Source organism: Anaeromyxobacter sp. (genome assembly GCA_016718565.1).
Classification (GTDB): Bacteria; Myxococcota; Myxococcia; order Myxococcales; family Anaeromyxobacteraceae; genus JADKCZ01.
Genome location: JADKCZ010000018.1, coordinates 298,323 through 319,604, shown reverse-complemented (window position 1 = coordinate 319,604; position 21,282 = coordinate 298,323). Strand labels below are relative to the sequence as shown.

25 protein-coding genes are annotated in these 21,282 nt (G+C 73.6%); 17 read left to right on the top strand and 8 right to left on the bottom strand.

The window, feature by feature from the left end; translation table 11 throughout:
- The first annotated feature begins 226 nt into the window (after positions 1-226).
- Positions 227-418, top strand: coding sequence for a hypothetical protein (locus IPO09_20520; protein ID MBK9519665.1), 192 nt, complete (start codon positions 227-229; stop codon positions 416-418).
- Here IPO09_20520 and IPO09_20515 read toward each other — a convergent pair.
- Positions 403-2,109: an AbgT family transporter gene (locus tag IPO09_20515; protein MBK9519664.1), complete on the bottom strand. Its 1,707-nt coding sequence runs from the start codon at positions 2,107-2,109 to the stop codon at positions 403-405. The genes IPO09_20520 and IPO09_20515 overlap by 16 nt on opposite strands.
- A gap of 695 nt (positions 2,110-2,804) precedes the next feature.
- Here IPO09_20515 and IPO09_20510 point away from each other — a divergent pair.
- The 3 genes from IPO09_20510 to IPO09_20500 all read left to right on the top strand — a co-directional run bounded on the left by IPO09_20510 (position 2,805) and on the right by IPO09_20500 (position 5,176).
- A complete protein-coding gene (locus IPO09_20510) occupies positions 2,805-3,752 on the top strand; it encodes a pirin family protein (protein ID MBK9519663.1) in 948 nt (315 codons plus the stop codon).
- A gap of 176 nt (positions 3,753-3,928) precedes the next feature.
- Entirely contained in the window at positions 3,929-4,156 is a 228-nt protein-coding gene (locus IPO09_20505) for a hypothetical protein (protein ID MBK9519662.1), read from the top strand.
- Between the two features lie 87 nt (positions 4,157-4,243).
- Complete coding sequence (locus IPO09_20500) at positions 4,244-5,176, top strand: GTPase (protein ID MBK9519661.1); 933 nt, start codon at positions 4,244-4,246, stop codon at positions 5,174-5,176.
- A 295-nt stretch (positions 5,177-5,471) separates the two neighbouring features.
- On the opposite strand, the gene IPO09_20495 is transcribed toward IPO09_20500, so the two are convergent.
- A complete protein-coding gene (locus IPO09_20495; protein MBK9519660.1) occupies positions 5,472-5,723 on the bottom strand; it encodes an AgmX/PglI C-terminal domain-containing protein in 252 nt (83 codons plus the stop codon).
- A gap of 754 nt (positions 5,724-6,477) precedes the next feature.
- On the opposite strand from IPO09_20495, the gene IPO09_20490 reads away from it, so the two are divergent.
- The 8 genes from IPO09_20490 (at position 6,478) to IPO09_20455 (ending at position 11,529) form a co-directional block, all read left to right on the top strand.
- Complete coding sequence (locus IPO09_20490) at positions 6,478-6,828, top strand: hypothetical protein (GenBank protein MBK9519659.1); 351 nt, start codon at positions 6,478-6,480, stop codon at positions 6,826-6,828.
- A gap of 67 nt (positions 6,829-6,895) precedes the next feature.
- A complete protein-coding gene (locus IPO09_20485) occupies positions 6,896-7,132 on the top strand; it encodes a hypothetical protein (GenBank protein ID MBK9519658.1) in 237 nt (78 codons plus the stop codon).
- Between the two features lie 80 nt (positions 7,133-7,212).
- Positions 7,213-7,503 carry a type II toxin-antitoxin system RelE/ParE family toxin gene (locus tag IPO09_20480; GenBank protein ID MBK9519657.1) on the top strand — a complete coding sequence of 97 codons (291 nt, stop codon included), beginning with the start codon at positions 7,213-7,215 and terminating at the stop codon, positions 7,501-7,503.
- Positions 7,504-7,512: 9 nt separating this feature from the next.
- Positions 7,513-7,815: a putative addiction module antidote protein gene (locus tag IPO09_20475; GenBank protein MBK9519656.1), complete on the top strand. Its 303-nt coding sequence runs from the start codon at positions 7,513-7,515 to the stop codon at positions 7,813-7,815.
- A gap of 878 nt (positions 7,816-8,693) precedes the next feature.
- Entirely contained in the window at positions 8,694-9,149 is a 456-nt protein-coding gene (locus IPO09_20470; protein ID MBK9519655.1) for a hypothetical protein, read from the top strand.
- 70 nt (positions 9,150-9,219) lie between these two features.
- Entirely contained in the window at positions 9,220-10,206 is a 987-nt protein-coding gene (locus IPO09_20465; GenBank protein MBK9519654.1) for an aldo/keto reductase, read from the top strand.
- A 191-nt stretch (positions 10,207-10,397) separates the two neighbouring features.
- Positions 10,398-10,691 (top strand): hypothetical protein, encoded by a 294-nt coding sequence (locus tag IPO09_20460; GenBank protein ID MBK9519653.1) that lies wholly within the window; start codon positions 10,398-10,400, stop codon positions 10,689-10,691.
- A 58-nt stretch (positions 10,692-10,749) separates the two neighbouring features.
- Positions 10,750-11,529 (top strand): phytanoyl-CoA dioxygenase family protein, encoded by a 780-nt coding sequence (locus IPO09_20455; GenBank protein ID MBK9519652.1) that lies wholly within the window; start codon positions 10,750-10,752, stop codon positions 11,527-11,529.
- Positions 11,530-11,580: 51 nt separating this feature from the next.
- On the opposite strand, the gene IPO09_20450 is transcribed toward IPO09_20455, so the two are convergent.
- Together IPO09_20450 and IPO09_20445 are read right to left on the bottom strand one after the other, a co-directional pair.
- Positions 11,581-12,159, bottom strand: a complete 579-nt coding sequence (locus IPO09_20450) for a hypothetical protein (GenBank protein MBK9519651.1) — start codon at positions 12,157-12,159, stop codon at positions 11,581-11,583.
- Between the two features lie 94 nt (positions 12,160-12,253).
- A complete protein-coding gene (locus tag IPO09_20445) occupies positions 12,254-13,180 on the bottom strand; it encodes a hypothetical protein (protein MBK9519650.1) in 927 nt (308 codons plus the stop codon).
- Between the two features lie 928 nt (positions 13,181-14,108).
- Here IPO09_20445 and IPO09_20440 point away from each other — a divergent pair.
- Complete coding sequence (locus tag IPO09_20440; protein MBK9519649.1) at positions 14,109-15,041, top strand: hypothetical protein; 933 nt, start codon at positions 14,109-14,111, stop codon at positions 15,039-15,041.
- Positions 15,042-15,061: 20 nt separating this feature from the next.
- On the top strand, positions 15,062-15,847 hold the full coding sequence (locus IPO09_20435; GenBank protein ID MBK9519648.1) for a carbon-nitrogen hydrolase family protein: 786 nt from the start codon (positions 15,062-15,064) through the stop codon (positions 15,845-15,847).
- Between the two features lie 23 nt (positions 15,848-15,870).
- On the opposite strand, the gene IPO09_20430 is transcribed toward IPO09_20435, so the two are convergent.
- Both IPO09_20430 and IPO09_20425 read right to left on the bottom strand, forming a co-directional pair.
- A complete protein-coding gene (locus tag IPO09_20430; GenBank protein MBK9519647.1) occupies positions 15,871-16,917 on the bottom strand; it encodes a saccharopine dehydrogenase NADP-binding domain-containing protein in 1,047 nt (348 codons plus the stop codon).
- 9 nt (positions 16,918-16,926) lie between these two features.
- Positions 16,927-17,235, bottom strand: coding sequence for a hypothetical protein (locus tag IPO09_20425; GenBank protein MBK9519646.1), 309 nt, complete (start codon positions 17,233-17,235; stop codon positions 16,927-16,929).
- Positions 17,236-17,438: 203 nt separating this feature from the next.
- On the opposite strand from IPO09_20425, the gene IPO09_20420 reads away from it, so the two are divergent.
- Complete coding sequence (locus IPO09_20420) at positions 17,439-17,639, top strand: hypothetical protein (GenBank protein MBK9519645.1); 201 nt, start codon at positions 17,439-17,441, stop codon at positions 17,637-17,639.
- Between the two features lie 181 nt (positions 17,640-17,820).
- Entirely contained in the window at positions 17,821-19,095 is a 1,275-nt protein-coding gene (locus tag IPO09_20415) for an Hsp70 family protein (GenBank protein MBK9519644.1), read from the top strand.
- Positions 19,096-19,132: 37 nt separating this feature from the next.
- Here IPO09_20415 and IPO09_20410 read toward each other — a convergent pair whose 3' ends face one another.
- Positions 19,133-19,588, bottom strand: coding sequence for a hypothetical protein (locus IPO09_20410; GenBank protein MBK9519643.1), 456 nt, complete (start codon positions 19,586-19,588; stop codon positions 19,133-19,135).
- 544 nt (positions 19,589-20,132) lie between these two features.
- Here IPO09_20410 and IPO09_20405 point away from each other — a divergent pair.
- The gene (locus IPO09_20405; protein MBK9519642.1) at positions 20,133-20,525 is read left to right on the top strand and encodes a thiol reductase thioredoxin; all 393 of its coding nucleotides are present in this window, start codon (positions 20,133-20,135) and stop codon (positions 20,523-20,525) included.
- A gap of 107 nt (positions 20,526-20,632) precedes the next feature.
- On the opposite strand, the gene IPO09_20400 is transcribed toward IPO09_20405, so the two are convergent.
- Entirely contained in the window at positions 20,633-21,220 is a 588-nt protein-coding gene (locus IPO09_20400) for a DJ-1/PfpI family protein (GenBank protein ID MBK9519641.1), read from the bottom strand.
- Positions 21,221-21,282: the final 62 nt, after the last annotated feature.

Here is a 21,282-nt window from a genome sequence, read left to right as displayed (position 1 = left end):
TTCGTTCGCCGCCGTCGGTCCGGACGGGAGGTCGCCGCGGGAAGGCATCCTACCCCGTCCTGCGCGAGGTCTGGCGGCGGGAGGCACGGGGTGGCGCGCTGGACGACCTGGTAGCATCACCGCGGATAGGCTCCCCGAAGCGTCGCACGCCTGCTGACCCCGCGGCAGATCCGGGGAATCTCCCGTGGCTCCTGGAGCCTGGGATCCCCCAGACCAAGGTTGGAAGATGAAGAAGATCGTCTTGATGGAGATGGTGCTCCTCGGAGCCTCGATCCTGGTCTTCCGGAGCGTCTGGACCTTCCTGGATTCGATCGCCTGGGCCTCGGGCGATGTCGGACTCGTGGTGCTCCTGGTCTTGGGGCTCGCTGCTGCAGTCGTTGCCTTGCGAAGCATCGAGGGCGCTCACGGCGGGAGGTAGAGGATCGGCGCCGCCGGGCCCAGGTCGGCGCCCGCCACCACCCAGGCCATCAGGAGGGCGGTCCAGGCCAGCCCGAAGGCGGCCGAGTAGGGGAGCATGAGGGCCGCCAGGCTGCCGATGCCGGCCGCGGGCCGGTACTTCTGCAGCACCGCCAGCACCACCAGCAGGTAGGAGTTGAGCGGGGTGACCACGTTCACCACCGAGTCGCCGACGCGGTAGGCGGCGGTGGTGGCCTCGGGCGAGATCCCGGCCAGCATGAACATGGGGATGAAGATGGGCGAGAGCGCGCCGAACTTGGAGAGCATGCCGGAGAGCGCGAAGTCGCCGGCCACCACCACCGGCACGAAGAGGGCGAGCAGCAGCCACGGGGGCAGGTGGGCCTGGGCCAGCAGCGCGCCGCCGGCCGAGGCCAGCATGCGGTCGAGGTTCGACCAGGCGAACCAGGCCACGAACTGGGCCATGAAGAAGGAGATGACCAGCACCGGCACCACCGAGCGCACGCCGTGGAAGAGCGCGTCGGCCAGGTCCTTCTGCGTCCTCAGGGCGCCGGTGCGCCGGCCGTAGATCGCGCCCGGCACCAGGAAGGCGAGGAACACCAGCGGCACGATGACCTGCGACCAGCGGGGACCCGGGGGCTCGACGAGCCGGGCCCCCCCGGGCGCGGCGGTGACGAGGAGCGGCTCGCGCGCCAGCACCGCACCGCCGGCGGGAGGGGCCCCGTCCGGTGGCGCCACCACCACCGGCACCTGGGCCAGGGCCCGGCCGCTCGGCAGCGTCGGCTGCCCCGGGCCGTGCAGCGGCAGGCCGGGCACGAAGATCAGGGCGGCGAAGAGCCCCAGCACCGCCGCCATGGCGAGGAGGGCGCGCCGCAGCGCCGACGCCTCCTGGGCCGTCACGCCGAGCGGCACGGCCTCCACCGAAGCGGGCAGCGGGCCGGCAGCGCGCAGCCGCGGCTCGACGACGCGGTCGGTGACCCACCAGCCGGCCAGCGTCACCACCACCGCCGAGGCGGCCTTGAACCAGGCGTTGTGGAGGATGGTGACGGTGTAGCCGGGGTCGACCACCCGTGCCGCCTCCTGGGCGAAGCCGGCCAGCGCGGCGTCCCCGCCGGTCGGGAAGAAGCCAGCGCCGAAGCCGCCCGCCACCCCGGCGAAGGCGGCCGCCAGCCCGGCCACCGGGTGGCGCCCCACCGCCGCGTAGAGGGCGGCGGCGAGCGGGGGGAGGATCACGTAGCCGGCGTCGCTGGCCACCGAGGCGCTGGAGCCGATGAGGACGACGGCCGGCGTGAGGAGCGGCCGGGGGGTGCGCAGCGCCAGCGATCGCATGAGCGCCGAGAAGAACCCGAACCGCTCGGCCACGCCGATGCCGATGATGGCGACGAAGATCAGCCCCAGGGCCGGCAGGCTGGTGAAGTTGCGCAGCATCGAGGAGAGGGCCCAGTAGACGCCGTCCGCGCTGAGCAGGCTGCGCGGCGCAACCGGCGGGCCGGCCGGCACCAGGGTCACCTCGGGGCGGCCGTCGGGGCGCAGCACCGGCTCGATCCGCGGCGCGCCGTCGGGCCCCGCCACCTGCTGGGTGACGCGCTCGGGGCGGACCGGCTGCACGCTCCAGCCGAGCGCGGCGCCGGCGCCGGAGACGAGCGCCACCACCAGTGCCAGGGTCGCGAAGAGGATGGGGGGCTCCGGCAGCATGTTGCCGAGCCACTCGATCCAGTCGAGGAGCGAGCGACGGCGACTCGGGGGGAGGGGGAGGCGTGGCGCCGGACCGGGTGAGGCCAGTTCGCTGGGCATCCCAGAGAACTAACGCGGCCGACCCGCCCGGCTCGGCGTGCGCCAGCTCCGACGACCAGCAGGAGGCCACCCGGACCCAGGGCCAGGCCGCGCCCTCGAAGCGCCGCGCAGCCCCCGTCCGGGGCGTTCGGCCCGCCATCAGACGCCTCAGGCGTATCGGGCGGTAAGTCCAGTCAGCCTGAAGTCACCGGAGTTCGCATCATCGGCCCCAGGACCCCGTTCGAATGACCTGCCAGCCAGCGCTGTCACGCTCGATACACCAGGGCCAGGAGTCCCCGGCCGCGCCGAGCGCCAGGTCCCCTCGGCCCGGGCACAGCAGGCGCCGGGTCCGGGCGTCGCCCAGGACCCGCCTGGCCGCCGCCAGCACGGCCAGCGCCGCCAGCGGGAGCCAGCCGCCGGTGCGCCCCACCCAGGCGAACCCGAGCAACCGGGCGGCCACGGCGATGGGCAGGTCGAGGCGAGTGCCCTCGGCCCCAAGACGACAGGGTGATCGGCCTGCCTCCTTGCCTGAACGTCGTCGCGCTCTTGCCGATGGGCGCCCCGCGGGCCACGCCCGTGGGGTCGCGCCGGGGCCCGGCGGCGGTTACCCATCCGGAATGGAACGCCCCCCGTCGTCCCAGCCCGCCGCCAGCCCCACACCGGGCTCGGTGGAGGATCTGGAGCTCGTCATCGAGCCCCGCGCTCGCGACCTCGACGGGCTCGTCGTGGCCCGGTTGCTGCCGGCCGTGGCGCGCCAGGTCGTCGGCCCGTTCATCTTCCTGGACCACTTCGGCCCGGCGTCGCTCCGGCCGCCGCAGGCGCTCGACATCCGGCCCCATCCGCACATCGGCCTGGCCACCATCACCTACCTGCTCGAGGGCGAGATCCTGCACCGCGACTCGCTCGGCTCCGCGCAGGCCATCCGGCCCGGCGCGGTCAACTGGATGACCGCCGGCCGGGGCATCGTGCACTCCGAGCGGACGCCGGCCGCGCTGCGCGCCGCTCCGTCGCGGCTCCACGGTCTGCAGCTCTGGGTGGCGTTGCCACGCGCGGACGAGGAGACCACGCCGGGCTTCCACCACCACCCGGCCGAGGCGCTGCCGGTGGTGCGCGATGGCGGTGTCGAGCTCCGGGTCCTGGCCGGGGAAGCCTTCGGCGCGCGGGCGCCGGCCCGGACCTCCTCGCCGCTCTTCCTGCTCGACGTGTCGCTGCCCGACGGGGCCCTCCTGCCGGTCCCGGCCGGGCACGCAGACCGGGCCGCCTACGTCGTCGCCGGTGGGCTCCGGGCCGGTGGCTCGCTGATCCAGGCCGGCCGGCTGGCCCTGCTCCGATCCGGTGCCGCCCCCCGCCTGGTCGCCGTCGGGGCGACCCGCGCCCTCCTGCTCGGCGGCGAGCCGCTCGGCGAGCGGCGCCACGTCTGGTGGAACTTCGTCTCCAGTTCACGAGAGCGGATCGAGGAGGCCAAGGCCGCCTGGGCCGGGGGGCGCTTCCCGAAGGTCCCCGGCGACGAGGTCGAGTTCACGCCGCTCCCGTCCCGCCACGCCCATCCAGGAGCGACCGAATGACCACCGCGCTCCTGATCACGGGCATCATTGCTGCAATCGTTGCCCTGCGAAGCATCGAGCCACGCCCGGGATAGGGGGGAGGGGAGCCGGAAGATGGGCGAGCCTGCAGGCTTGCAGGACGGGCGACAGCGTCGAATCGGTCCCCGCCGTCCACCGGTGGCGGCTCCGGCTCCACCTTGCCTGCGCCGCGCTGCTGGAGCTGGAGCGGGACGTGCTGCGCCAGTCTCCAGGCGCAGGGCGACAGGGCCCCGCTCCTGGCGCGGCTCGACGTCATCGACCAGGGCGCCGAGGCGGTCGAGCTGCCCCTCTCCTCCGGCGACGAGCTCCAGGTGCTCCGCGAGCACCTGGCCCTGGTCCGGCGGCGGCCGTCGGAGCTGGGCGGGCATGCTGGAGGCCGCTCATAATATCGCAGTGTCGGCTCGAAACTTTCTTCTTTCGTGGCCGGGCCGCCGGCGGCAAACTCTTCCCGTACGCCTCCCGGGAGCCGATCGATGAACCAGACCGAGCAGCAGGCCGTCCTCACCATCGCCGCCCTGGCGGCCTTCGCCGACGGCAACCAGGGCGACGGCGAGCGGGAGGAGCTCCGGCGGGTGGCCGGGTCGCTGGCCGGTGAGGCCAACCTGGCGGCGGTGCTCCAGGAGGTGCTGCTGGGGCGCGCCACGGTGGAGGCCGCGGCGGGGCAGCTGACCCAGCCGGAGCACCGGCAGCTCGCCTACGAGCTGGCGGCCGGCGTCTGCGAGGCCGACGGCCTGCGGGTGGCGGCCGAGACCCGCTTCCTGGAGGGGCTGGCCGCGGCGCTCGGGCTCGGCCAGGCCCAGGTGGCCGGCGCGCTGGCGACGGCCGATGCGCTCGCCACGACCCCCCTCGAGCCGGCCACCGGGCCGCAGCCCACCGGCCAGGCCGCCGCCTCGGACGCCGTGCTCGATCCGATGATCCTAAACTACGCCATCCTGAACGGCGCGCTCGAGCTCCTGCCCCAGTCGTTGGCCTCCATGGCCATCATCCCGCTGCAGATGAAGATGGTCTACCGGGTCGGCCGGGTGCACGGGTACGAGCTCGACCGGGGCCACGTGAAGGACTTCCTGGCCACTGCCGGCGTCGGGCTGACCGGCCAGTACCTCGAGGGCATCGGGCGCAAGCTGGTCGGCGGCCTGCTCGGCGCGCTCGGCGGCCGGATGCTCGGCGGCCTGGGCGCTGGCGCCACGGGCGTGGCCTTCTCCTTCGCCACCACGCACGCGCTCGGACAGGTGGCCAAGCGGTACTACGCCTCCGGCCGGACCATGAGCGGGCCCGTGCTGAAGGACGCCTTCGCCTCCCTGCTGGCCCAGGCCAAGGGGCTGCAGGGCGGCTACCGCGCCCAGATCGAGGCGCAGGCGCGCACCCTGGACCTCGGCAAGATCTCGGAGCTGGTCAGGGCGCGCTGAGCGTCCCCTCCGGCCGTCCCGGCGTTGGGATCGGGCCTCGCCTGGCGGGGCTTCCTCGTTCGGGCCATTCGCGGGCCACGGGCTGCCGATCCTGGGCAAGCCGAGCAAGGTAGACAGGGATCCCGAGGGGCGCAACGTGGCGTCCAGCAAGGAGCAACGTGCCGGGCAAGATTCACTATGGGAGCTCATAGCCCGAAGGTCCCAGGTTCAAATCCTGGCCCCGCAACCATCTGAATCAAGACGGCCTCCAGCGATGGAGGCCGTCTTGTTTTGCAGGGTTAGGAAGCGTCCAACGCTAATCGATGATGATGGGCATCTTGAGGAACCTCGGAGCAGACGGGCGGAAGGGCGTCTTCAGCTTCGACAGGCGCTCCACCATGCACGCCTTCGTCGCGTCGTCGTCGAAGGTGGACTCCAGGATCTGCGCCCCTGCCACGCTCCCGTCGGGGAGGACGGCGAACTGCAGCATGGTCTTCCCCTTCTTGTTGGTCGTCCGGAGGGCCGTGGAGTAGCAGTCCATCAGGCCGCCCTCCATCGTGACGAACATCGCGATCGACCCGGCATCGGGCTCCACGGGAGCGGTTCCGGCAGAGGTCGATCCCGGCGTCACGAGCGCAACCGCCTGCCCTTGCCCGACAGGGGCGGAGCCCTGCCTCGCACGAGCACCTCCGGCCCCTGCGCAGCCGGAAAGGGCCAACTCGAGCAGGAGGAGAAGCCGGGCCCGGGTGGAGGTCTGTCGCATCTCGCGCTCGCTGGCCTTGGGGGGCCGGAAGATGTTCAGGCCTCATTCATACCACGGGTAAAGTTCGGTCCGTCCCGGGAACTCACCGCCCGGCCGTGATCCCCGCCCGACCGGACGCCGAGGCAAGCCACGTCCAACGCCCACTGTAAGTGTCGATCCCGAAGGTGCCCTCAGGGGCCGGCTGGCGGCGGGGTAGCGCCGCCTGGACTCCTGCCATGGCCGCCATGAGGCCGGCGAAGAGCAGGACCACCGCACCGGCGCGGCGCTGGGGCCCCTGGGTCGGCTCGGAGTTCCCGCCGGTGGTTCGTACGGTGACGGCCGCTACGTGGCGAACGCAGTCGCATTCGGCGGCGCCACAGGAGAACAGCAGGATACCGAACCGCACCTGGAGGGGCACAGCGTAGACGAACAGGCTTCCGGCCGACGCACCCACAGACGGAGGCTGCCCGCGCGTGGTAGGCCTCGGACGATGGCGAGTTCGCCGAAGTCATAGTCGAGCGTGGCCAGGATGCGGCCATCGGTGAGGGCACGAAGGGTAAGGGCGGAAGGTCAGGCGGCGATGGGCGTCAGAGAATTCGTTGAAGCCGTTGTGCAGGTGTTGCCGGGGGCACGGCGCCTGCTGGAGGACCACGTCGCTGACAACGGCTCACTTCTTCCCCATGTGTTCATGGGCGACGTCACGCGCTTGGCCGTGACCAAGGTGAAAGAGACTGAGCATCGCCATGAGGTCGGTGTGTTGTTGTCCGTCCTGGAGCGCTCACTGGAAGAGGGAGACCTCGAGGTCAAGGAGCTCGTCCAGCAGTCCTTCGTGGAGAACCTCCAGGGAGAACCAGCCGCGGCGCGCGCGATGTCCTCGATGATGGGGCCCCGGCTCATGACTGTGGCCCTTGAGACCCTGGGCAAGCTCTGACCGGCTCTGCGAGTCCGATCGAGTGGAGTCACGCCTCTGAGGCCGGCGAGGCTCAAGGGGGTGCACCATGGGAAGGCTGTCCGTCGGGATGGGGCTCTTGGCAGTGGCGCTGGGCGTCGGATTTGCCCCCGGCCCGGACTATGGATTCATCCTGACCGTGGCGATCGTCGCGTCGGCGGGGGCGGCGTACTTCCTCTGGACCTCACGTCAGGCCGGCCGGTGGATGCTCAACGCCAGCGCGCTCGGCGGCGTGGTCCTTGCCTCGCTCAATACCGTTCAGGCCCTCCTGCGCTTGCTCTCATAGGTCGGTCCCATTTGTCGTCCTCGGCCCGCGAGGTGTGAACCATGGTTGACACCCGGCCCTCGAGTCAGCATGATCTGACCGTGGCCGTCATCCTCACGACAGCCGTCTTCGATCGATGGTTCGGACGGCTCCGGGACCGGATGGCCGCGACACGGATCCAAGTCCGGATCGACCGGGCGGAGGCGGGCAACCTCGGGGACTGCAAGGCCGTGGGCGGCGGCGTCTCGGAGATGCGGATCGACCATGGCCCCGGGTACCGCGTCTACTTCGTCCAGCGAGGGCACGAACTGATTCTCCTCCTGGCCGGTGGCGACAAGGGATCCCAGGCGAAGGACATCGAGCTGGCGAGGGAACTGGCGAAGCAGGTCTAGGAGTCGGTCATGGCTGGCAAGCTCAAGCTCAAGAAGTGGGACTCGGCGGCGCACCTCAAGACCGGGGCGGACATCGCCCGGTACTGGGAGGCCTGCCTGGAGGAGGGGCGCGACGATCCCGCCTTCATCACGGCGGCGCTCGGCAACATCGCGCGCGCTCGCGGGATGACGGGGCTCGCCCGCAAGACGGGGCTCACGCGGGAGGGGCTCTACAAGGCGCTCTCGCCCGACGGGAACCCGGAGTTCGGCACGGTGATGCGGGTCATCCGAGCGCTCGGACTGGAGCTGCACGGGGCGTCGGCGAAGGGGTAGGGGCCTACCTCTTCCACGTGGCAAGCAGCCAAGCCTCACGCCGGAGAGCCATGACACCAGCAGAGCCCCTCTACTTCCAGCTTGGTCGAACTGCCAGCGACCATGTTCGCGTCAGCATTCTGCGACGAGCCCACGCCATGGCGGCTGATTCGTGGGACGCGAGATGGCTGGTAGCCAGGGTCCAACTCCGGGTCGGTAGTTTCGAGGGCCGGGTGGACGCAGACCTACGCGCCGAGGAGTTGGTCAGGTGGCGCGACGAATTGGCTCGACTCTACGAGACGCTGAAGGGTGAAGCTGCCTTCGAAACGATGGAGACATGGCTCTCCCTCCGCATGAAGACGGATGGTCTCGGGCACATGACTGTTCGCGGGGTAGTTCAGGACGTTCCCGGCACCGGGAACAGCCTGGACTTCCGTCTCGACCTCGACCAGACCGACCTGCCCGCGGTACTCGAAGGACTGAACGCCGTTTGCCGCGAGTATCCTGCGGGCGGGTAACAAAGGGGCGTGAGCGCGCTACCCGCCGAGCAGAGCGGCCCCAGGCCAGTCGCCCATCGGGTCGCTGGCTCACCGAACCTGGGTCAAAACCGGGACCAGATTCAGGGCCGATCACGTCACTTCCTGTCGACTCACGTCATCTAGGCTAGATCGCAACTCCGCTCTCTCCCAGCAAAACCCGAACGACTTCGCCCGTCTGCCCGCACCATGAGTAAGGTCTCATAGCCCGAAGGTCCCAGGTTCAAGTCCTGGCCCCGCAACCACTTGAGGCCCCCGATCGCGCACTGCGGTCGGGGGTTTCGTGTTTCAGGGGCCTGCCCGCCGGAACCGGAAGGCGCTGGCGCCCGTGGGTACGCACCAGCAGGATGGGTAGGCGCGACCATGGATGACCTTCCCTTCGTCGACGAGCACCACCAGCGATGCGACGCCACGGCCGAGGCCACCTGGGCGGCGCTGCTCGCCATCCTCGCTCGCGGCCTGGGCGGGCGAGTGCCGCTCGCGCGGCTCCTCGGCTGCGAGCCCTCGGAGGGCACGCCCGGGTTCTCCGGCCGGGTGGGCGAGGCGCTGGCTGGCTTCCGCGTGGTCGGGTCCGAGCCCGGGCGGCGGCTCGTGCTGCGCGGTCGCCACCGCTTCGCGAGCTACGCGCTGACCTTCGAGCTGGGCGGCGAGTCGCTGCGCGCGCGGACCGACGCCGCGTTCCCCGGCCTCCTCGGCCGGCTCTACCGGGCCGCCGTCATCGGGAGTGGCGGCCACCGGCTCGTGACGAGGCGGCTGCTCCGCCGGGTGGCGGTATTGGCGGACCATGCCGAGGACGTGCTCCACGGCGAGCCGAGGTAGGCTCTGGCGCCGGGGTGGGTTGGTCCCCGAAGGGCACGGCCCCCCGACCACGGGGAGAAGGAGCGGCGACATGGAGCAGCGGAAGCTCGGGACGCAGGGGCTGGTGGTGTCGGCGATGGGGCTCGGCTGCATGGGGATGAGCGACTTCTACGGGCCGACCGACGACCAGGAGTCGGTGGCCACCCTCCACCGCGCCCTCGAGCTGGGGATCACGCTCCTCGACACCGCCGACATGTACGGGCCGTTCAAGAACGAGGAGCTCCTGGGGCGGGCCCTGCGCGGCCGGCGGGAGCAGGTGGTCCTGGCCACCAAGTTCGGGAACCGGCGCGCGCCCGACGGCGCCTTCCTCGGGGTCTCGGGGCGCCCCGAGTACGTGCACGAGGCCTGCGAGGCCTCGCTCAGGCGCCTCGGCGTGGAGTGCATCGATCTCTACTACCAGCACCGCGTGGACCCGACCGTGCCGATCGAGGAGACGGTCGGGGCCATGGCCGCGCTGGTGCAGGCGGGCAAGGTCCGGTACCTCGGCCTCTCGGAGGCCGGCCCGGCCACCATCCGCCGCGCCCACGCCGTCCACCCCATCAGCGCCCTGCAGACCGAGTACTCGCTCTGGAGCCGCGACCTCGAGGAGGAGATCCTGCCGACCCTGCGCGAGCTGGGCATCGGCCTGGTGCCCTACAGCCCGCTCGGCCGGGGCTTCCTGACCGGCCGGTTCCGGTCCCCCGACGAGCTGCCCAGGGGCGACTGGCGTCGCCTGAACCCGCGCTTCCAGGGCGTGCACTTCGAGCAGAACCTGGCCCTGGTGGACCAGGTGCAGGCGGTCGCCCGGTCCAAGGGGGTCACGCCGGCCCAGCTGGCGCTCGCCTGGGTCCTCGGCCAGGGCACCGACGTGGTGCCCATCCCCGGCACCAGGCGCCGCGTCACCCTCGAGGAGAACGCGGCGGCCGTGGAGGTGGTGCTGTCGCCGGAGGAGGTGGCGCGCCTGGAGGCGGCGCTGCCCAAGGGGGCCGCGGCCGGCACGCGGTACCCGGCGGCCAACATGAAGATGCTGGGGCTGTAGCGGGCCTCGCTGCGCTCGGGGTTCGTGTCTCGGCGCCCCCGGCCTCGCGGTCGGCCGGGTCGGTGGCGCGGTCGCGTCGTCTCGGACGCGGAGACGAGGCCGTCCGCGCGAGCGGACCGTCGCTCGTGCCGTGGGGCCCGACGGGGCGTCACGGGAGGTCGGGCGCTGACCCTCATGCTACCCTCGGCGTCGTGGGGACAATCCTTGCCGTCGTCGTCGTGGCCGCGCTCCTCTGGTGGTTCCGCGACAAGCGAACGCCCGGCGAGCGGATGCGCGACGCGCTGCGGACCGACGACCTCGTCTTCCTGCGCGAGAACCTCCCGCAGCTCACGCCCGAGGAGGCCCAGGAGGTCGCCGACGAGCTGCCGCCAGAGCTGGAGGAGGAGGCGCGAGCAGGCGAGTGGGACGAGGCGCGAGGCGAGGCCGCGCTCTTCCGGGCGCGCCGGCTCAAGGCCGAGCGAATGCTGAGCGGCAGGCAGGAGTGAGCAGCAGCCGCGCCTCGTGGCTGGCGCGAAGGTCCCCGTTCCAGGAAGATGGCGCCCGATGCTGCTCCCTGGTGCCGACAACCTCCCGCTGGAGGAGCCGCTGGCGCACTACCGCGCCTTCGGCTGGGCCCGGCTGGGCCCCATCGCCGCGCCAGCGGCGCTGGAGGCGCTGCGCCGGCGGGCCGAGCAGCTGATGCTCGGCGAGGTGGTCCAGCCGGGGCTCTTCTTCCAGCACGACGCCGCGACCGGCCTCTACGAGGACATCCCGCGCGGCCAGGGCTGGCAGGGGCCGTCGCTGAGCTACCGCAAGCTGGAGAAGCTGGAGCTCGATCCGGTGTTCGCGGCCTGGATCGGCAACCCGCTCTTCGCGCGCATCGCCCGGGCCGTGATCGGCTCCGAGGTGGCGCTGTGCCGCGCCGTGCTCTTCACCAAGGCGGCGCAGGGCGGCACCGAGCTGCCCTGGCACCAGGACGCCGGCTCCTTCTGGGGGCTGAGCCGGGACCCGGAGCTGCAGGTCTGGACGGCGCTCGACGACGCGCCGGCCGAGGCGGGCTGCCTGGAGCTGGTGCCGGCGACGCACCTGGCGGGGCGGGCGACGCCCCAGGGCGGCGTCATCTCCGACGATCAGGTCGCGCGGAGCGGCCACCTGGCCCGCTCGATCCTGGTGCCGGCGCGCGCCGGCGAGGCGCTGCTCATCCACAACCACGTCTGGCACCGCTCCGGTCGCAACGCCACCGGGGCGCAGCGCCGCGCGCTCACCATCTGCCTGATGGACGCGGCCACGCGCTGCACCCGGCGGCGCTCGCCGCGGCAGTTCCGGCGGCTGTACGGCCCCTGACGGGCGCGCCCGCGGGCTCGGGCCGGTCGGCGCCTCGAGCGCCTCGCCCCCTCAGTGCCAGACCAGCGCCTGGATCCCGAAGTTGTAGGGGTTCGGGTACTCCTGCCAGGCCCCGTCCAGATACACGAAGTTGACCCCGGCGACCTTGGGCCCGGCGTCCATCCCGATCGACGCGGCGCCCCGGCTGGCGGAGGTGATCTCGAGCGCGATCCAGCGATCGCCGCCGACCAGGTCCACCGGCGAGGCCAGCGTCACCACGTTCCAGTCGTCGTACAGCAGGGTCGTGACCGCCTGCTGGTACAGGAGCGCGCCAGGCTCGGTGGCGGTGCCGGCGCCGAATACCTTCACCACCAGGGCGAGCGGGACCTGGCTCCACCAGTGGAAGCGGACCGCCCCCAGCTCGCCGCAGCTGACCGGCAGGAGCGTTGCGGCGTCGAAGCGCACCGCCAGCAGGAAGGTGTCGGCGTTCACCGAGGGCGAGGTCTGGCCGGAGGTGGCGTCGGCGTCGTGGTGCAGCCGGTACTGCAGGGCCGGCGTGTTCTGCCGGCAGGTCGCGTCGTCGCCGCCGCCGCCGCCGCAGGAGAGCAGGACCAGGGCCAGGGGAAGCAGCAGGAGTCGGAGTGCCTTCATGGGGAGCCCTCCTCGGTGCGGGGTGGAGCGTCGCGGCCGCGACGCCGGGGCGGCGCGGGGAGGTGCGAGAGGCGTGGTCGCCACGGGCAGGCCCTCACGGGAGGCAGCAGAGCGTCTGCTCGCCCGAGGGGAGCGCCGTGCCGGTCATGGCGCCCGGGCCGTGCGGGGCGCAGCTCCCGCCGGGGCCGCCGAGCGCCCTCGCCGCCATGTGGCTCCCGAACTCCCGCACCTCGCAGGTGTCCTGGGTCACGGTGGCGTACGGGTCCGCGCACATGCTGCCGAGGAGCTCCATGGTGAACCCGGCGCAGGACAACCCGGTGGCGGCGTCGCAGGAGCACGGGCAGAGCCGCTGGTCGTCCACGCCCGCGTACCACGACGCCTGGTTGGCCTTGGCGTAGCCGGCCGGGCACGCCCGCGAACCCCCGGCCAGCGCGCAGCGGCTGGTGGCCTTTGGTGCGCACACCTGGCCGGTGGCGCAGCCGCCGCCGAGGTGGATGGTGCCGCAGAACCGGGTGCGCTCCGTCCAGGTGGTGGCGGCGATGGGGTTGGTCGGCTGGCAGGGGCCGGGGTAGAGCCGCACGCTGCCGAAGTGGATGCTCCGCATCCCGGTCGTGGAGGCCTCGGCGCCGACGCAGATGGCGGCGGTGGTGACCGACGCGGCGTGGATGGAGGGGCCCGTGCAGTCGTTGCTCCCGTAGGTGGTCATCGGGGCGTAGCACTGGGCATCCGGCGCGGAGCACCCGCAGGCGCCGCAGGTGGCGCTGGCCTGGAGCCCCTGGCCGAGCGCCAGGTCGGCGTCCGGGAAGGCGGCGGGGCAGGCCTCCACCACCTCGACCCGCGTCCCGAGCTCGAACCCTTCGGCTGCCGCCACGCACTCGGCGCCAGGCAGGCAGGACGGGTCGCCGCAGTCGACCAGCCCGTCGCCGTTGTCGTCGATGCCGTTGAAGCAGCTGGCCTCCGGAAGGAGGTCGGCGCTGGTGGTGCCGCTGCCGCACCCGGCCCAGCTCGCGATGGCCACCACCGCCGCAGACCCTCGAAGGAATGCCCGGACAGGAGCTCGCATGGCGTCCTCACGGGTCCCGCGGCTGGCGTCCGTGCCCCCTGTGCGCCAGGTGAGACCTGGCGCGGCGGGTCGAGGCGGCCGCCTCGACCCGGACTCCATCCAGCCACCCGGAACCTGGCCCCATGATGGACGTGCCCCGTGCAGGTGGGCCTGGAAGTCCGGGCCCACCCCAAAGCACCTGCGCGGCGGCGCGCACGCTGGGTGACAGCATCGACGCCGAGCGCCCGGCTCCGGATGGAGCCAGTCTGGATGAACGGCTCGTTCATTCTGGTTGGGGTCCGAGGGCAGGGCGGCGCCGTGGGCCGGCCCGGGTGACGGGGCGCGCGCGGCGAAGCCGGCGGGATCCGGTCGACCTGTGAGGAGGCGCACGGGCGTCCGGCCGCTCGTGCCAGGAGCTCCACCGCTGGCATGACCGATGCGTTGGCACCGGCCCGGGACGTGGCGCGCCTGCCTCGCCCTCTCAGGCTCCCACTCCGGCCTCGCCCCGGGCTGCCATGACCCCTCGACCGATCCACCTGCTGTCCGCTGCCTCCCCGGGCGCGCTCGCCGTCGGTGACCCGTGCGAACCTGCCTCGCCCGCGGTGCAGGTGGTTCCGACGACCGCAGCCATCACGCCGGGCGCTGCCATCACGCCGGTCCCCGGCGCCGACCCGGGCCCCACCACCACCCCGACCGGGAGCTTCGCGATCAACGGCCTCGCCCGGTGGCCTGCGTCGCTGCGCTGGCGCGCGCTCCTGGGGCTCGAGAAGTGAGAGCCCGGGTCCCGGAAAAGGCCAGTCGGCAGGGGGCTGTCGGCGGCGGGCCTGCCTGGAAGTCCGGAACGCGGTAACCTGCTCCACTTTTCGGTTCGGCAGGTGCAGGGTCACTGGCAACCAAGGGAGGCGACGTGGACGAGGGCAACACCGGCGCAGGCAGCACCATCCGGCCGACGGTCGGGATGCACGTGAAGAGCCGCTTCAACGAGAGCTGGGGCGTGGGGATGGTCTGCGCCGCCCAGGGCGAGTCCGTTCGCGTGCTCTTCCCCGGCCACCCGGAGCGGAAGCCGGTGCTGGTGCCGGTCCGGTCGCTGCACGTGGTGCGCGCCGGCGAGTGGGCCGAGGCAGCCACCAAGGTGCAGGAGCGCGAGGAGCAGGCCGCGACCCGGGCCAAGGCGGCCTCGCGGCCGGCCCGCCGCTACGCCACCACCAACCAGGAGCAGGCGCTGGCCGGCTTCCTGGAGGCCTACCCGGGCGGCTTCACGGGGGCCAGGTACCTGGCGGAGGAGCGCACCCCCAAGTGGGAGGCCCACCAGGCCTTCGAGGCGCTGCTGGGCGGCGGCAAGCTCAGGGCGTTCCTCCAGCAGGGCCAGGTGGAGGAGGCCACCCGGTGCGTCCTGGAGGTGGAGCGCAAGACCAACCTCCTCTTCCCGACCGAGAAGTCCAGGCTCACCGCCGCGCTGCGCGACGCGCCGGCCGCGCAGGGCTTCCTCGCGGCGCTGGCCAGCGTGCTGGAGGCGCCGGAGGTCGACGAGCAGACCTTCGGCGACTACCTGAAGGCCGTGGAGGCGCTGCCGGGCGTCCCCGGGCAGCGCGTCGCCAGCTGGACGGTGGCCACCCTCCTGCCGTTCCTGGCCCAGCCCGCCAGGCACCTCTTCCTCAAGCCGGTCGCCACCAGGGCCGCCGCCGAGCGGCTGCAGCTCGACCTGCACTACGACAGCGCGCTCAACTGGACGACCTACCGGAAGGTGCTGGACCTCGGCGCCGCGCTGACGCCGCTGCTGGCGCCGCACGGGTGCCGGGACCTGATGGACGTGCAGGGCTACATCTGGCTGACGGGGTAGCACCCCCACCGGGGAGAGCCATGCCCACCGTCCGCGTCGCGCTCGCCAACCTGCCCTTCCCGGCGACGCCGGACGACGCGGTGGCGCGCGTCGAGCGGGCCATCGAGCAGGCGGCGGGCGCCGGCGCCGCGCTGGTCTGCTTCCCGGAGTGCTACGTCCCGGGCTACCGGGCGCTGGGAGCGCCGGTGCCGCCGGCCGACCCGGCCTTCTTCGCCCGGGCCCACGCCGCGGTGGCGGCCGCCGCCGCCCGGTGGCGGGTGGCGGTGGTGCTCGGCACCGAGCGGTTCGTGGACGGCGCGCTGCGCATCACCACGCTGGTGGTCGGTCCGGACGGCCAGCCGATCGGGTGGCAGGACAAGGTCCAGCTCGACCCGAGCGAGGAGGCCATCTACACGCCGGGCACGGAGCGGCGCACCTTCCAGGTGGGGCCGCTCACCTTCGGGGTGGCCATCTGCCACGAGGGCTGGCGCTACCCCGAGACGGTGCGCTGGGCCGCCCTCCGCGGCGCCCAGGTGGTCTTCCACCCGCACTTCGGAGAGGCCGAGCCGGGCGGCTTCCGCCCCACCTCCTATGGCGACCCGCGCAACACCTTCCACGAGGTGGCGGTCCTCTGTCGGGCCGCCGAGAACACCTGCTTCTTCGCCACGGTGAACTGCGCCAGCCCGGGCTCGCCGACCACCACGGCGGTGGCGCGCCCGGACGGCACGCTGCTCTGCTTCCAGCCGCACGGCCAGGCTGGGCTGCTGGTGGCGGATCTCGACCTCGACCTGGCCACGGGGTTCCTGGCGCGGCGCTGGAGGGCCTGAGCCGGCGCCCGGCCTCGGCACCTTCAGCCCAGGTCCGCGCGCCTGCTCCCCTCGATCGACAGCACGAAGTCGGCGCCGAAGGCGCGCGACGGCGTCTGGAAGCCGGTCGGCACCCCGCCGGCCAGCACCCGCTGGGCGCAGGCCACCGCCGCCCGTGCCGTGAAGGTGTAGCCGTCGACGACGGTGAGGCGGGCGGCGGCGCGCCTCCCCGAGGGATCCTCCACCTCGCCGTGGAGCACGGCCTGGGTCCTGGAGCGGGCCACCGCGGTCGGGCCGGTCACCAGGCGCCGCACCGCCGCCGCGATGATCCGCTGCACCGGCGGGGCACCCAGCAGCGGCCCCACCAGGCGCGACGCCCGGACCACGGCGCGCACGCCGGCCGGCGCCGCCATGTAGACCTCGATGTCCGGGATGCCGGTGGAGTGCCAGGCGGTCCAGACGTCGCCCCAGGCGATGGTCAGGCAGCGCACCGGTCCGTTCCCGAAGTCGAAGGCCCGGACCTTCCAGGCGGCCGGCACGGCCACCAGCGCGCCGCCGCGGCGGATCATGCCGCCCCGGTGGAGCCCCTCGGCCATGGTGAGGGCGGTGCCGCGCGACGGCGCGCCCCCGCCCTGGAAGGCCAGGGTGAGCCGCACCGCGCCGGGCAGGCGCGCCGCCAGGTGGGCGGCCAGGCAGTCCGAGGGGACCACGTCGAAGCCGGCGCCGGGCAGCAGCGTCACGCCGCGCGCTCGCGCCTCGCCGTCCCGGCCGGCCAGCGCCTCGAAGACCTCCCCCTCGCCGGTGATGTCGAGGTAGTGGGCCCCGCGCCGCAGGCAGGCCTCCACCATGGGGCGCGCGGTGCGTGAGAAGGGGCCGGCGCAGTGGAGCACGGCGCGGGCGCCGGCCAGCCCGGCGTCGAGCGCGCCGGGGTCGTCGAGCCCGAAGGCGCGGTGCGGCAGGCCGAGCGCCACGGCCAGCCGCCCGACGGCGGCGCCGTCGCGGCCGGCCAGCACCGGGGCCAGCCCCTGCTGCAGCGCGCGGCGCGCGATCAGGGCGCCGGTGTAGCCGTTGGCGCCGTAGACGAGCAGCACGGCGGCGCCCTAGTGCCGGCGCGGCGTCCACCCGCGCGCCGGCCACGCCGGCAGCCCGAGGTAGCCGAGCAGGACGGCCTGGTGGTGCGTCAGGCCGTGGAAGACGAAGTGGGCCGTGCCGGTGATGACGTCCCGCGCCAGCAGGAGGAGCGCCGCGTCCTGGCACTCGCGCACCTCGCCGAAGTAGAGGTCGATGCTGGTCCCGGGCGGAACCCGCAGCGCGAGCTGGTGGAGCGAGCTGGCCTTCTCCTGGGTGAACTGCGCCGCGACGGCGACCCGGACCGGCGTCGTATCCGCTGTGGTGTTCGACTCGAGCATGGGTCTCCTGGGGCCAACCAGCGCGTGCAGCTGGGCAGCTTCGGCGGGGCAGGCTCGAGGGTGCCCCCCGGGCCGGCCCGGTACAAGCCCCCGGCCCGCGCAGCCCCATGGGGCCGGCGCCAACGGGCACGTGCGGTGCACTCCTCCTGGGGAACGCCCCGCTGGGTGGTCCATGCGGGTCGCGTCACGGGAAGGTCGGTCTCATGAGAACCCTCATCGCGCTCGCCGCCGCCGCCGCCGTCCTCGCCACCTCCGGGTGCATGGTGCCGCTCCACGGCAGGGGCTGGGGGCGCGGGGGGCGCACCTCGCAGGGCAACGACGGCCATCCCGGGAACCACGGCGACCGAGGCGACCACGATCGGGGGCGCGACCGGGACCACGACCGGGACCGGGACCGCGACTAGGACCGCGACGAGGACCGCGACCGGGCCAGGAGCCCGACCAGGATCGCGCAGGTGGCGAACGTTCGGGCCATGCGTCCGACGTTCGCGCGCGGCGCCCTGCGCCCGCCCGGTGGCCCCGGCCGGCGCCGGCGTGGCATAGAAGGGCCGCGCCGCGAGCCGCCAGCGGACCCGGCGCGCCCACATGTCCGCCGCCCCCACCATCTACGCCGTCGACTTCGGCACCAGCAACTCGCTCCTCGCCGCGGCCAGCCGAGACCGGCTCTTCGAGCCGGTGCCGCTCGATCCGCTGGCCAAGGATCCGACGGTGCTCCGGTCGATCCTCTGCTTCCCCAGCGCCGGGGGCGTCTACTCGGGCGGCGAGGCGCTCCGCCAGTTCGTCGAGCACGGCGGCGAGGCGCGCCTGCTGCGGTCCATCAAGCGCCACCTCGGCACCCGCTCCTTCCGCGGCACGGTCATCGGCAACCGCCTGGTCTCGGCCGAGGAGCTGGTGGGCACGCTGCTGCGCCAGCTGCGGCTGCGCGCCGACGCCTTCTTCGGCGTGGAGGTGCGGCGGGTGGTGCTGGGGCGGCCGGTCCACTTCGACGGCGACGACGACGCCTTCGCCGAGGCGCGCCTGCGCCGGGCGGCGGCCCACGCCGGCTTCGAGGAGATCCACTTCCTGCCCGAGCCGGTGGCCGCGGCGCGCGCCTTCGGCGCGGCCGCCCAGCGGGAGGAGCTGGCGCTGATCGGCGACTTCGGCGGCGGCACCTCCGACTTCACGGTGCTGCGCGTCGGGCCCCGCCCGCCGGTGCGGGAGGACGTGCTGGCGGTGGGGGGCGTGGCGGTGGCGGGCGACGCCCTCGACGCCTCGCTGATGCGCTCCCAGGTGGGCCGGCACTTCGGCGCCGAGGTGGCCTACCGGCAGCCGTTCGGCTCCAACGTGCTGCGGATGCCGCAGGGCATCGTGCAGCACCTCTGCTCGCCGGCGCACCTCTCCATCCTGCTGCGGCGCGACGTGGCCAGCTTCCTCGCCGACGTGCGGCGCTGGGCCCTCTCCGAAGAGGACCGCCGCCGCATGGACCAGCTGACGGTGCTGGTGGAGGACACCCAGGGGTTCCAGCTCTTCGAGGCCATCGAGCAGGCCAAGCGGACGCTCTCCACCGGGCTGGAGGCGGAGGTCACCTTCAGCTACCCGGGCATCGAGGTGACCGAGCCGGTGACGCGGGCGGGCTTCGAGGAGGCCAGCGGCCGCGAGGTGGACCAGATCCTGCGCTGCCTCGACGCCACCGTGCGCGCCGCCGGGGTCGCGCCGGACGAGATCGGGGTGGTCTGCAGCACCGGCGGCACGGCGCGGGTGCCCCGCCTGGCCGCCGAGCTGCGCGCCCGCCTGCCGGCGGCGCGGCTCGAGCAGTTCAAGGGCTTCCACTCGGTGGTCGAGGGGCTGGCGCTGGAGGCCCAGGCCATCGCGCGGCGGTAGGGGCGCCGGCCGGACCCCTCCGGCGCGAGCGGCGGTCTCAGGCCCCCGGCGCGGGCGCGCCCCGCCGCAGCCGGCCCACCCGGCGCGCCGGCACGCCGGCCCACACCTCGCCCGGCCCGACCTGGGCGTACTTGGAGAGCACCGCGCCGGCCGAGATGACCGCGCCGTCGCCGATGGTGCAGCCGGGCATGATCACGGCCATCAGCCCCACCGTCACGTTGCGGCCGATGATCACCGGGGCGGTCACCAGGCGCCCCCGCTCGGCCGAGTGGGCCACCAGGGTGACGTCGCCGCCGATGACCGTGTCGTCGCCGATGGTGAGGAGGTTCTGGTCGGCCACCACGGCGGTGTTGATCTGCACCCGGCTGCCGATGCGGGCGCCCATGAGCCGGTGGTAGGCCGGCAGGAACGGCGTCACCCGGACCCAGTTGACGAAGGTGAAGCGCACCAGCAGCGTCAGCGCGTTGTAGGAGGCCCAGCGCCAGGCGCCCATGGACAGGAAGGGGAAGCGGCCCACCGGCGTGCCGAGGGCGAAGGTGGCCCAGCGCACCACCGGCACCAGCAGCAGCAGGGCCAGGCCGGCCACGAAGTAGCCGGCCGCCCCCGCCACGCAGAGCGCCGGCAGCCGCCAGGACGCCCCGGTCGGCAGCCGCGCCTCCACCGCCAGGAAGAGGGCCGCGCCGGGCCAGGCCGCCAGCCCCAGCACCAGCGCCACCTCGGCGAAGAGGAGGAGGGTCAGCAGCACCTGCAGCGGGGTGAAGAGCGCCGCCTTCCAGCCGGACGATGCCATCGCGACCTCCCGCGGGCTGGCCGCCCGCGCAGGCGCACAGTCTGCACCGGCGCCGGCGAGAAGGGCAGGGTGCCCTGGGGGCCCGGCCGGCCAGGTGCGGCGCGATCGGCGTGTGACGAGGCGCCAGGCGCGCTATACGCCATGCAGGGGAGGCACCCGCCTCCCTCTTCCCGAACACCGCACCACGCACGACGAGCGTGGGCGCTCCCGCGCCCGGCTGGACCCGTCCGTGCCACTGGAGGACCACATGGCCAACCCCTTCCACATCCGGCTCCCGCCGTCCGAGAACCCCAGCGAGACCGAGGCGGCGCTGCACGTGACCGAGCTCGGGGAGGCGGACTACGAGGCCCAGGTGGTGGGGGCCAAGCTGCCGGTGGTGCTCGACTTCTACACGGCCGGCTCGAAGCCGTGCGAGGCGCTGGCCCCCCGCTACGCGGCGGTGGCCGAGAAGTTCGCGGGCAAGGTGCGCTTCCTCAAGGTGCAGCACCCGGGCAGCGCCGGGCTGGCCGCCCGGCTGGGCGTCACCGCGGCGCCCACGGTGGTCTTCTTCAAGAACGGCCAGGAGCTGGGCGAGCGGCTCAGCGGCGACGAGATCCAGCGGACCGCGCTCAAGGCCCGGGTCGAGGCGCTGCTGGCGTAGGCGCGTTCGCCGGCGCGCGGGGGCCGGCGCCAGGCGCCGCCCCCGGGCGTCGCCGGCCAGCGGCTGCACGGACGCCCGGTCTCCCGGGCGGCGCCGCGCCGGGTGGCTCAGGCCACGATGGTGGACCCGAGCAGCTGCAGGAACTGCCGCATCCAGGCCGGGTGGGCCGGCCAGGCCGGGGCCGTCACCAGGTTGCCGTCGGTGAGGGCGTTGGAGGCGGTGGCGTTCACCTCGCCGAACCTCGCGCCGGCGGCGCTGCACTCGGGGCCGCAGGCCGGGTAGGCGATCACCTTCCGGTCCTTGAGCACGCCGGCCGCGGCCAGGATCTGCGGCCCGTGGCAGATGGCGGCGATGGGCTTCCTGGCCTGGTCGAAGGCCTGCACCAGCGCGATGACCTGCGGGTTCAGGCGCAGGTACTCGGGCGCCCGCCCGCCCGGGAGGCACAGCGCGTCGTAGGCGCCGGCGGTGGCCTCCTCGAAGCTGGCGGTGATGGCGAAGCGGTGACCCGGCAGCTCCACGTAGGTCTGGTCGCCCACGAAGTCGTGCACCGCGGTCTTGACGGTGTCGCCCTTCTTCTTGCCGGGGCAGACGGTGTCCACCGTGTGCCCCACCATGGTGAGGATCTGGTACGGCACCATGGCCTCGTAGTCCTCGACGAAGTCGCCGACCAGCATCAGGATCTTCTTGGCGCCCATGTGTGGCCTCCTCCTCCGCCGGCTGGCGGGGTGGCGCGATTGTGGGCCGAGGGCCGGCCGCG

What these genes read in the sequence shown, in the direction of transcription:
- IPO09_20520 (MBK9519665.1), top strand. Translation starts at nt 227, where the DNA reads ATGAAGAAGATCGTCTTGATGGAGATGGTGCTCCTCGGAGCCTCGATC.
- IPO09_20515 (MBK9519664.1), bottom strand. Translation starts at nt 2,109, where the DNA reads ATGCTGCCGGAGCCCCCCATCCTCTTCGCGACCCTGGCACTGGTGGTG.
- IPO09_20510 (MBK9519663.1), top strand. Translation starts at nt 2,805, where the DNA reads ATGGAACGCCCCCCGTCGTCCCAGCCCGCCGCCAGCCCCACACCGGGC.
- IPO09_20500 (MBK9519661.1), top strand. Translation starts at nt 4,244, where the DNA reads ATGAACCAGACCGAGCAGCAGGCCGTCCTCACCATCGCCGCCCTGGCG.
- IPO09_20495 (MBK9519660.1), bottom strand. Translation starts at nt 5,723, where the DNA reads ATGTTCGTCACGATGGAGGGCGGCCTGATGGACTGCTACTCCACGGCC.
- IPO09_20490 (MBK9519659.1), top strand. Translation starts at nt 6,478, where the DNA reads ATGGGCGTCAGAGAATTCGTTGAAGCCGTTGTGCAGGTGTTGCCGGGG.
- IPO09_20485 (MBK9519658.1), top strand. Translation starts at nt 6,896, where the DNA reads ATGGGAAGGCTGTCCGTCGGGATGGGGCTCTTGGCAGTGGCGCTGGGC.
- IPO09_20475 (MBK9519656.1), top strand. Translation starts at nt 7,513, where the DNA reads ATGGCTGGCAAGCTCAAGCTCAAGAAGTGGGACTCGGCGGCGCACCTC.
- IPO09_20470 (MBK9519655.1), top strand. Translation starts at nt 8,694, where the DNA reads ATGGATGACCTTCCCTTCGTCGACGAGCACCACCAGCGATGCGACGCC.
- IPO09_20465 (MBK9519654.1), top strand. Translation starts at nt 9,220, where the DNA reads ATGGAGCAGCGGAAGCTCGGGACGCAGGGGCTGGTGGTGTCGGCGATG.
- IPO09_20455 (MBK9519652.1), top strand. Translation starts at nt 10,750, where the DNA reads ATGCTGCTCCCTGGTGCCGACAACCTCCCGCTGGAGGAGCCGCTGGCG.
- IPO09_20450 (MBK9519651.1), bottom strand. Translation starts at nt 12,159, where the DNA reads ATGAAGGCACTCCGACTCCTGCTGCTTCCCCTGGCCCTGGTCCTGCTC.
- IPO09_20435 (MBK9519648.1), top strand. Translation starts at nt 15,062, where the DNA reads ATGCCCACCGTCCGCGTCGCGCTCGCCAACCTGCCCTTCCCGGCGACG.
- IPO09_20425 (MBK9519646.1), bottom strand. Translation starts at nt 17,235, where the DNA reads ATGCTCGAGTCGAACACCACAGCGGATACGACGCCGGTCCGGGTCGCC.
- IPO09_20420 (MBK9519645.1), top strand. Translation starts at nt 17,439, where the DNA reads ATGAGAACCCTCATCGCGCTCGCCGCCGCCGCCGCCGTCCTCGCCACC.
- IPO09_20415 (MBK9519644.1), top strand. Translation starts at nt 17,821, where the DNA reads ATGTCCGCCGCCCCCACCATCTACGCCGTCGACTTCGGCACCAGCAAC.
- IPO09_20410 (MBK9519643.1), bottom strand. Translation starts at nt 19,588, where the DNA reads ATGGGCGCCTGGCGCTGGGCCTCCTACAACGCGCTGACGCTGCTGGTG.
- IPO09_20405 (MBK9519642.1), top strand. Translation starts at nt 20,133, where the DNA reads ATGGCCAACCCCTTCCACATCCGGCTCCCGCCGTCCGAGAACCCCAGC.
- IPO09_20400 (MBK9519641.1), bottom strand. Translation starts at nt 21,220, where the DNA reads ATGGGCGCCAAGAAGATCCTGATGCTGGTCGGCGACTTCGTCGAGGAC.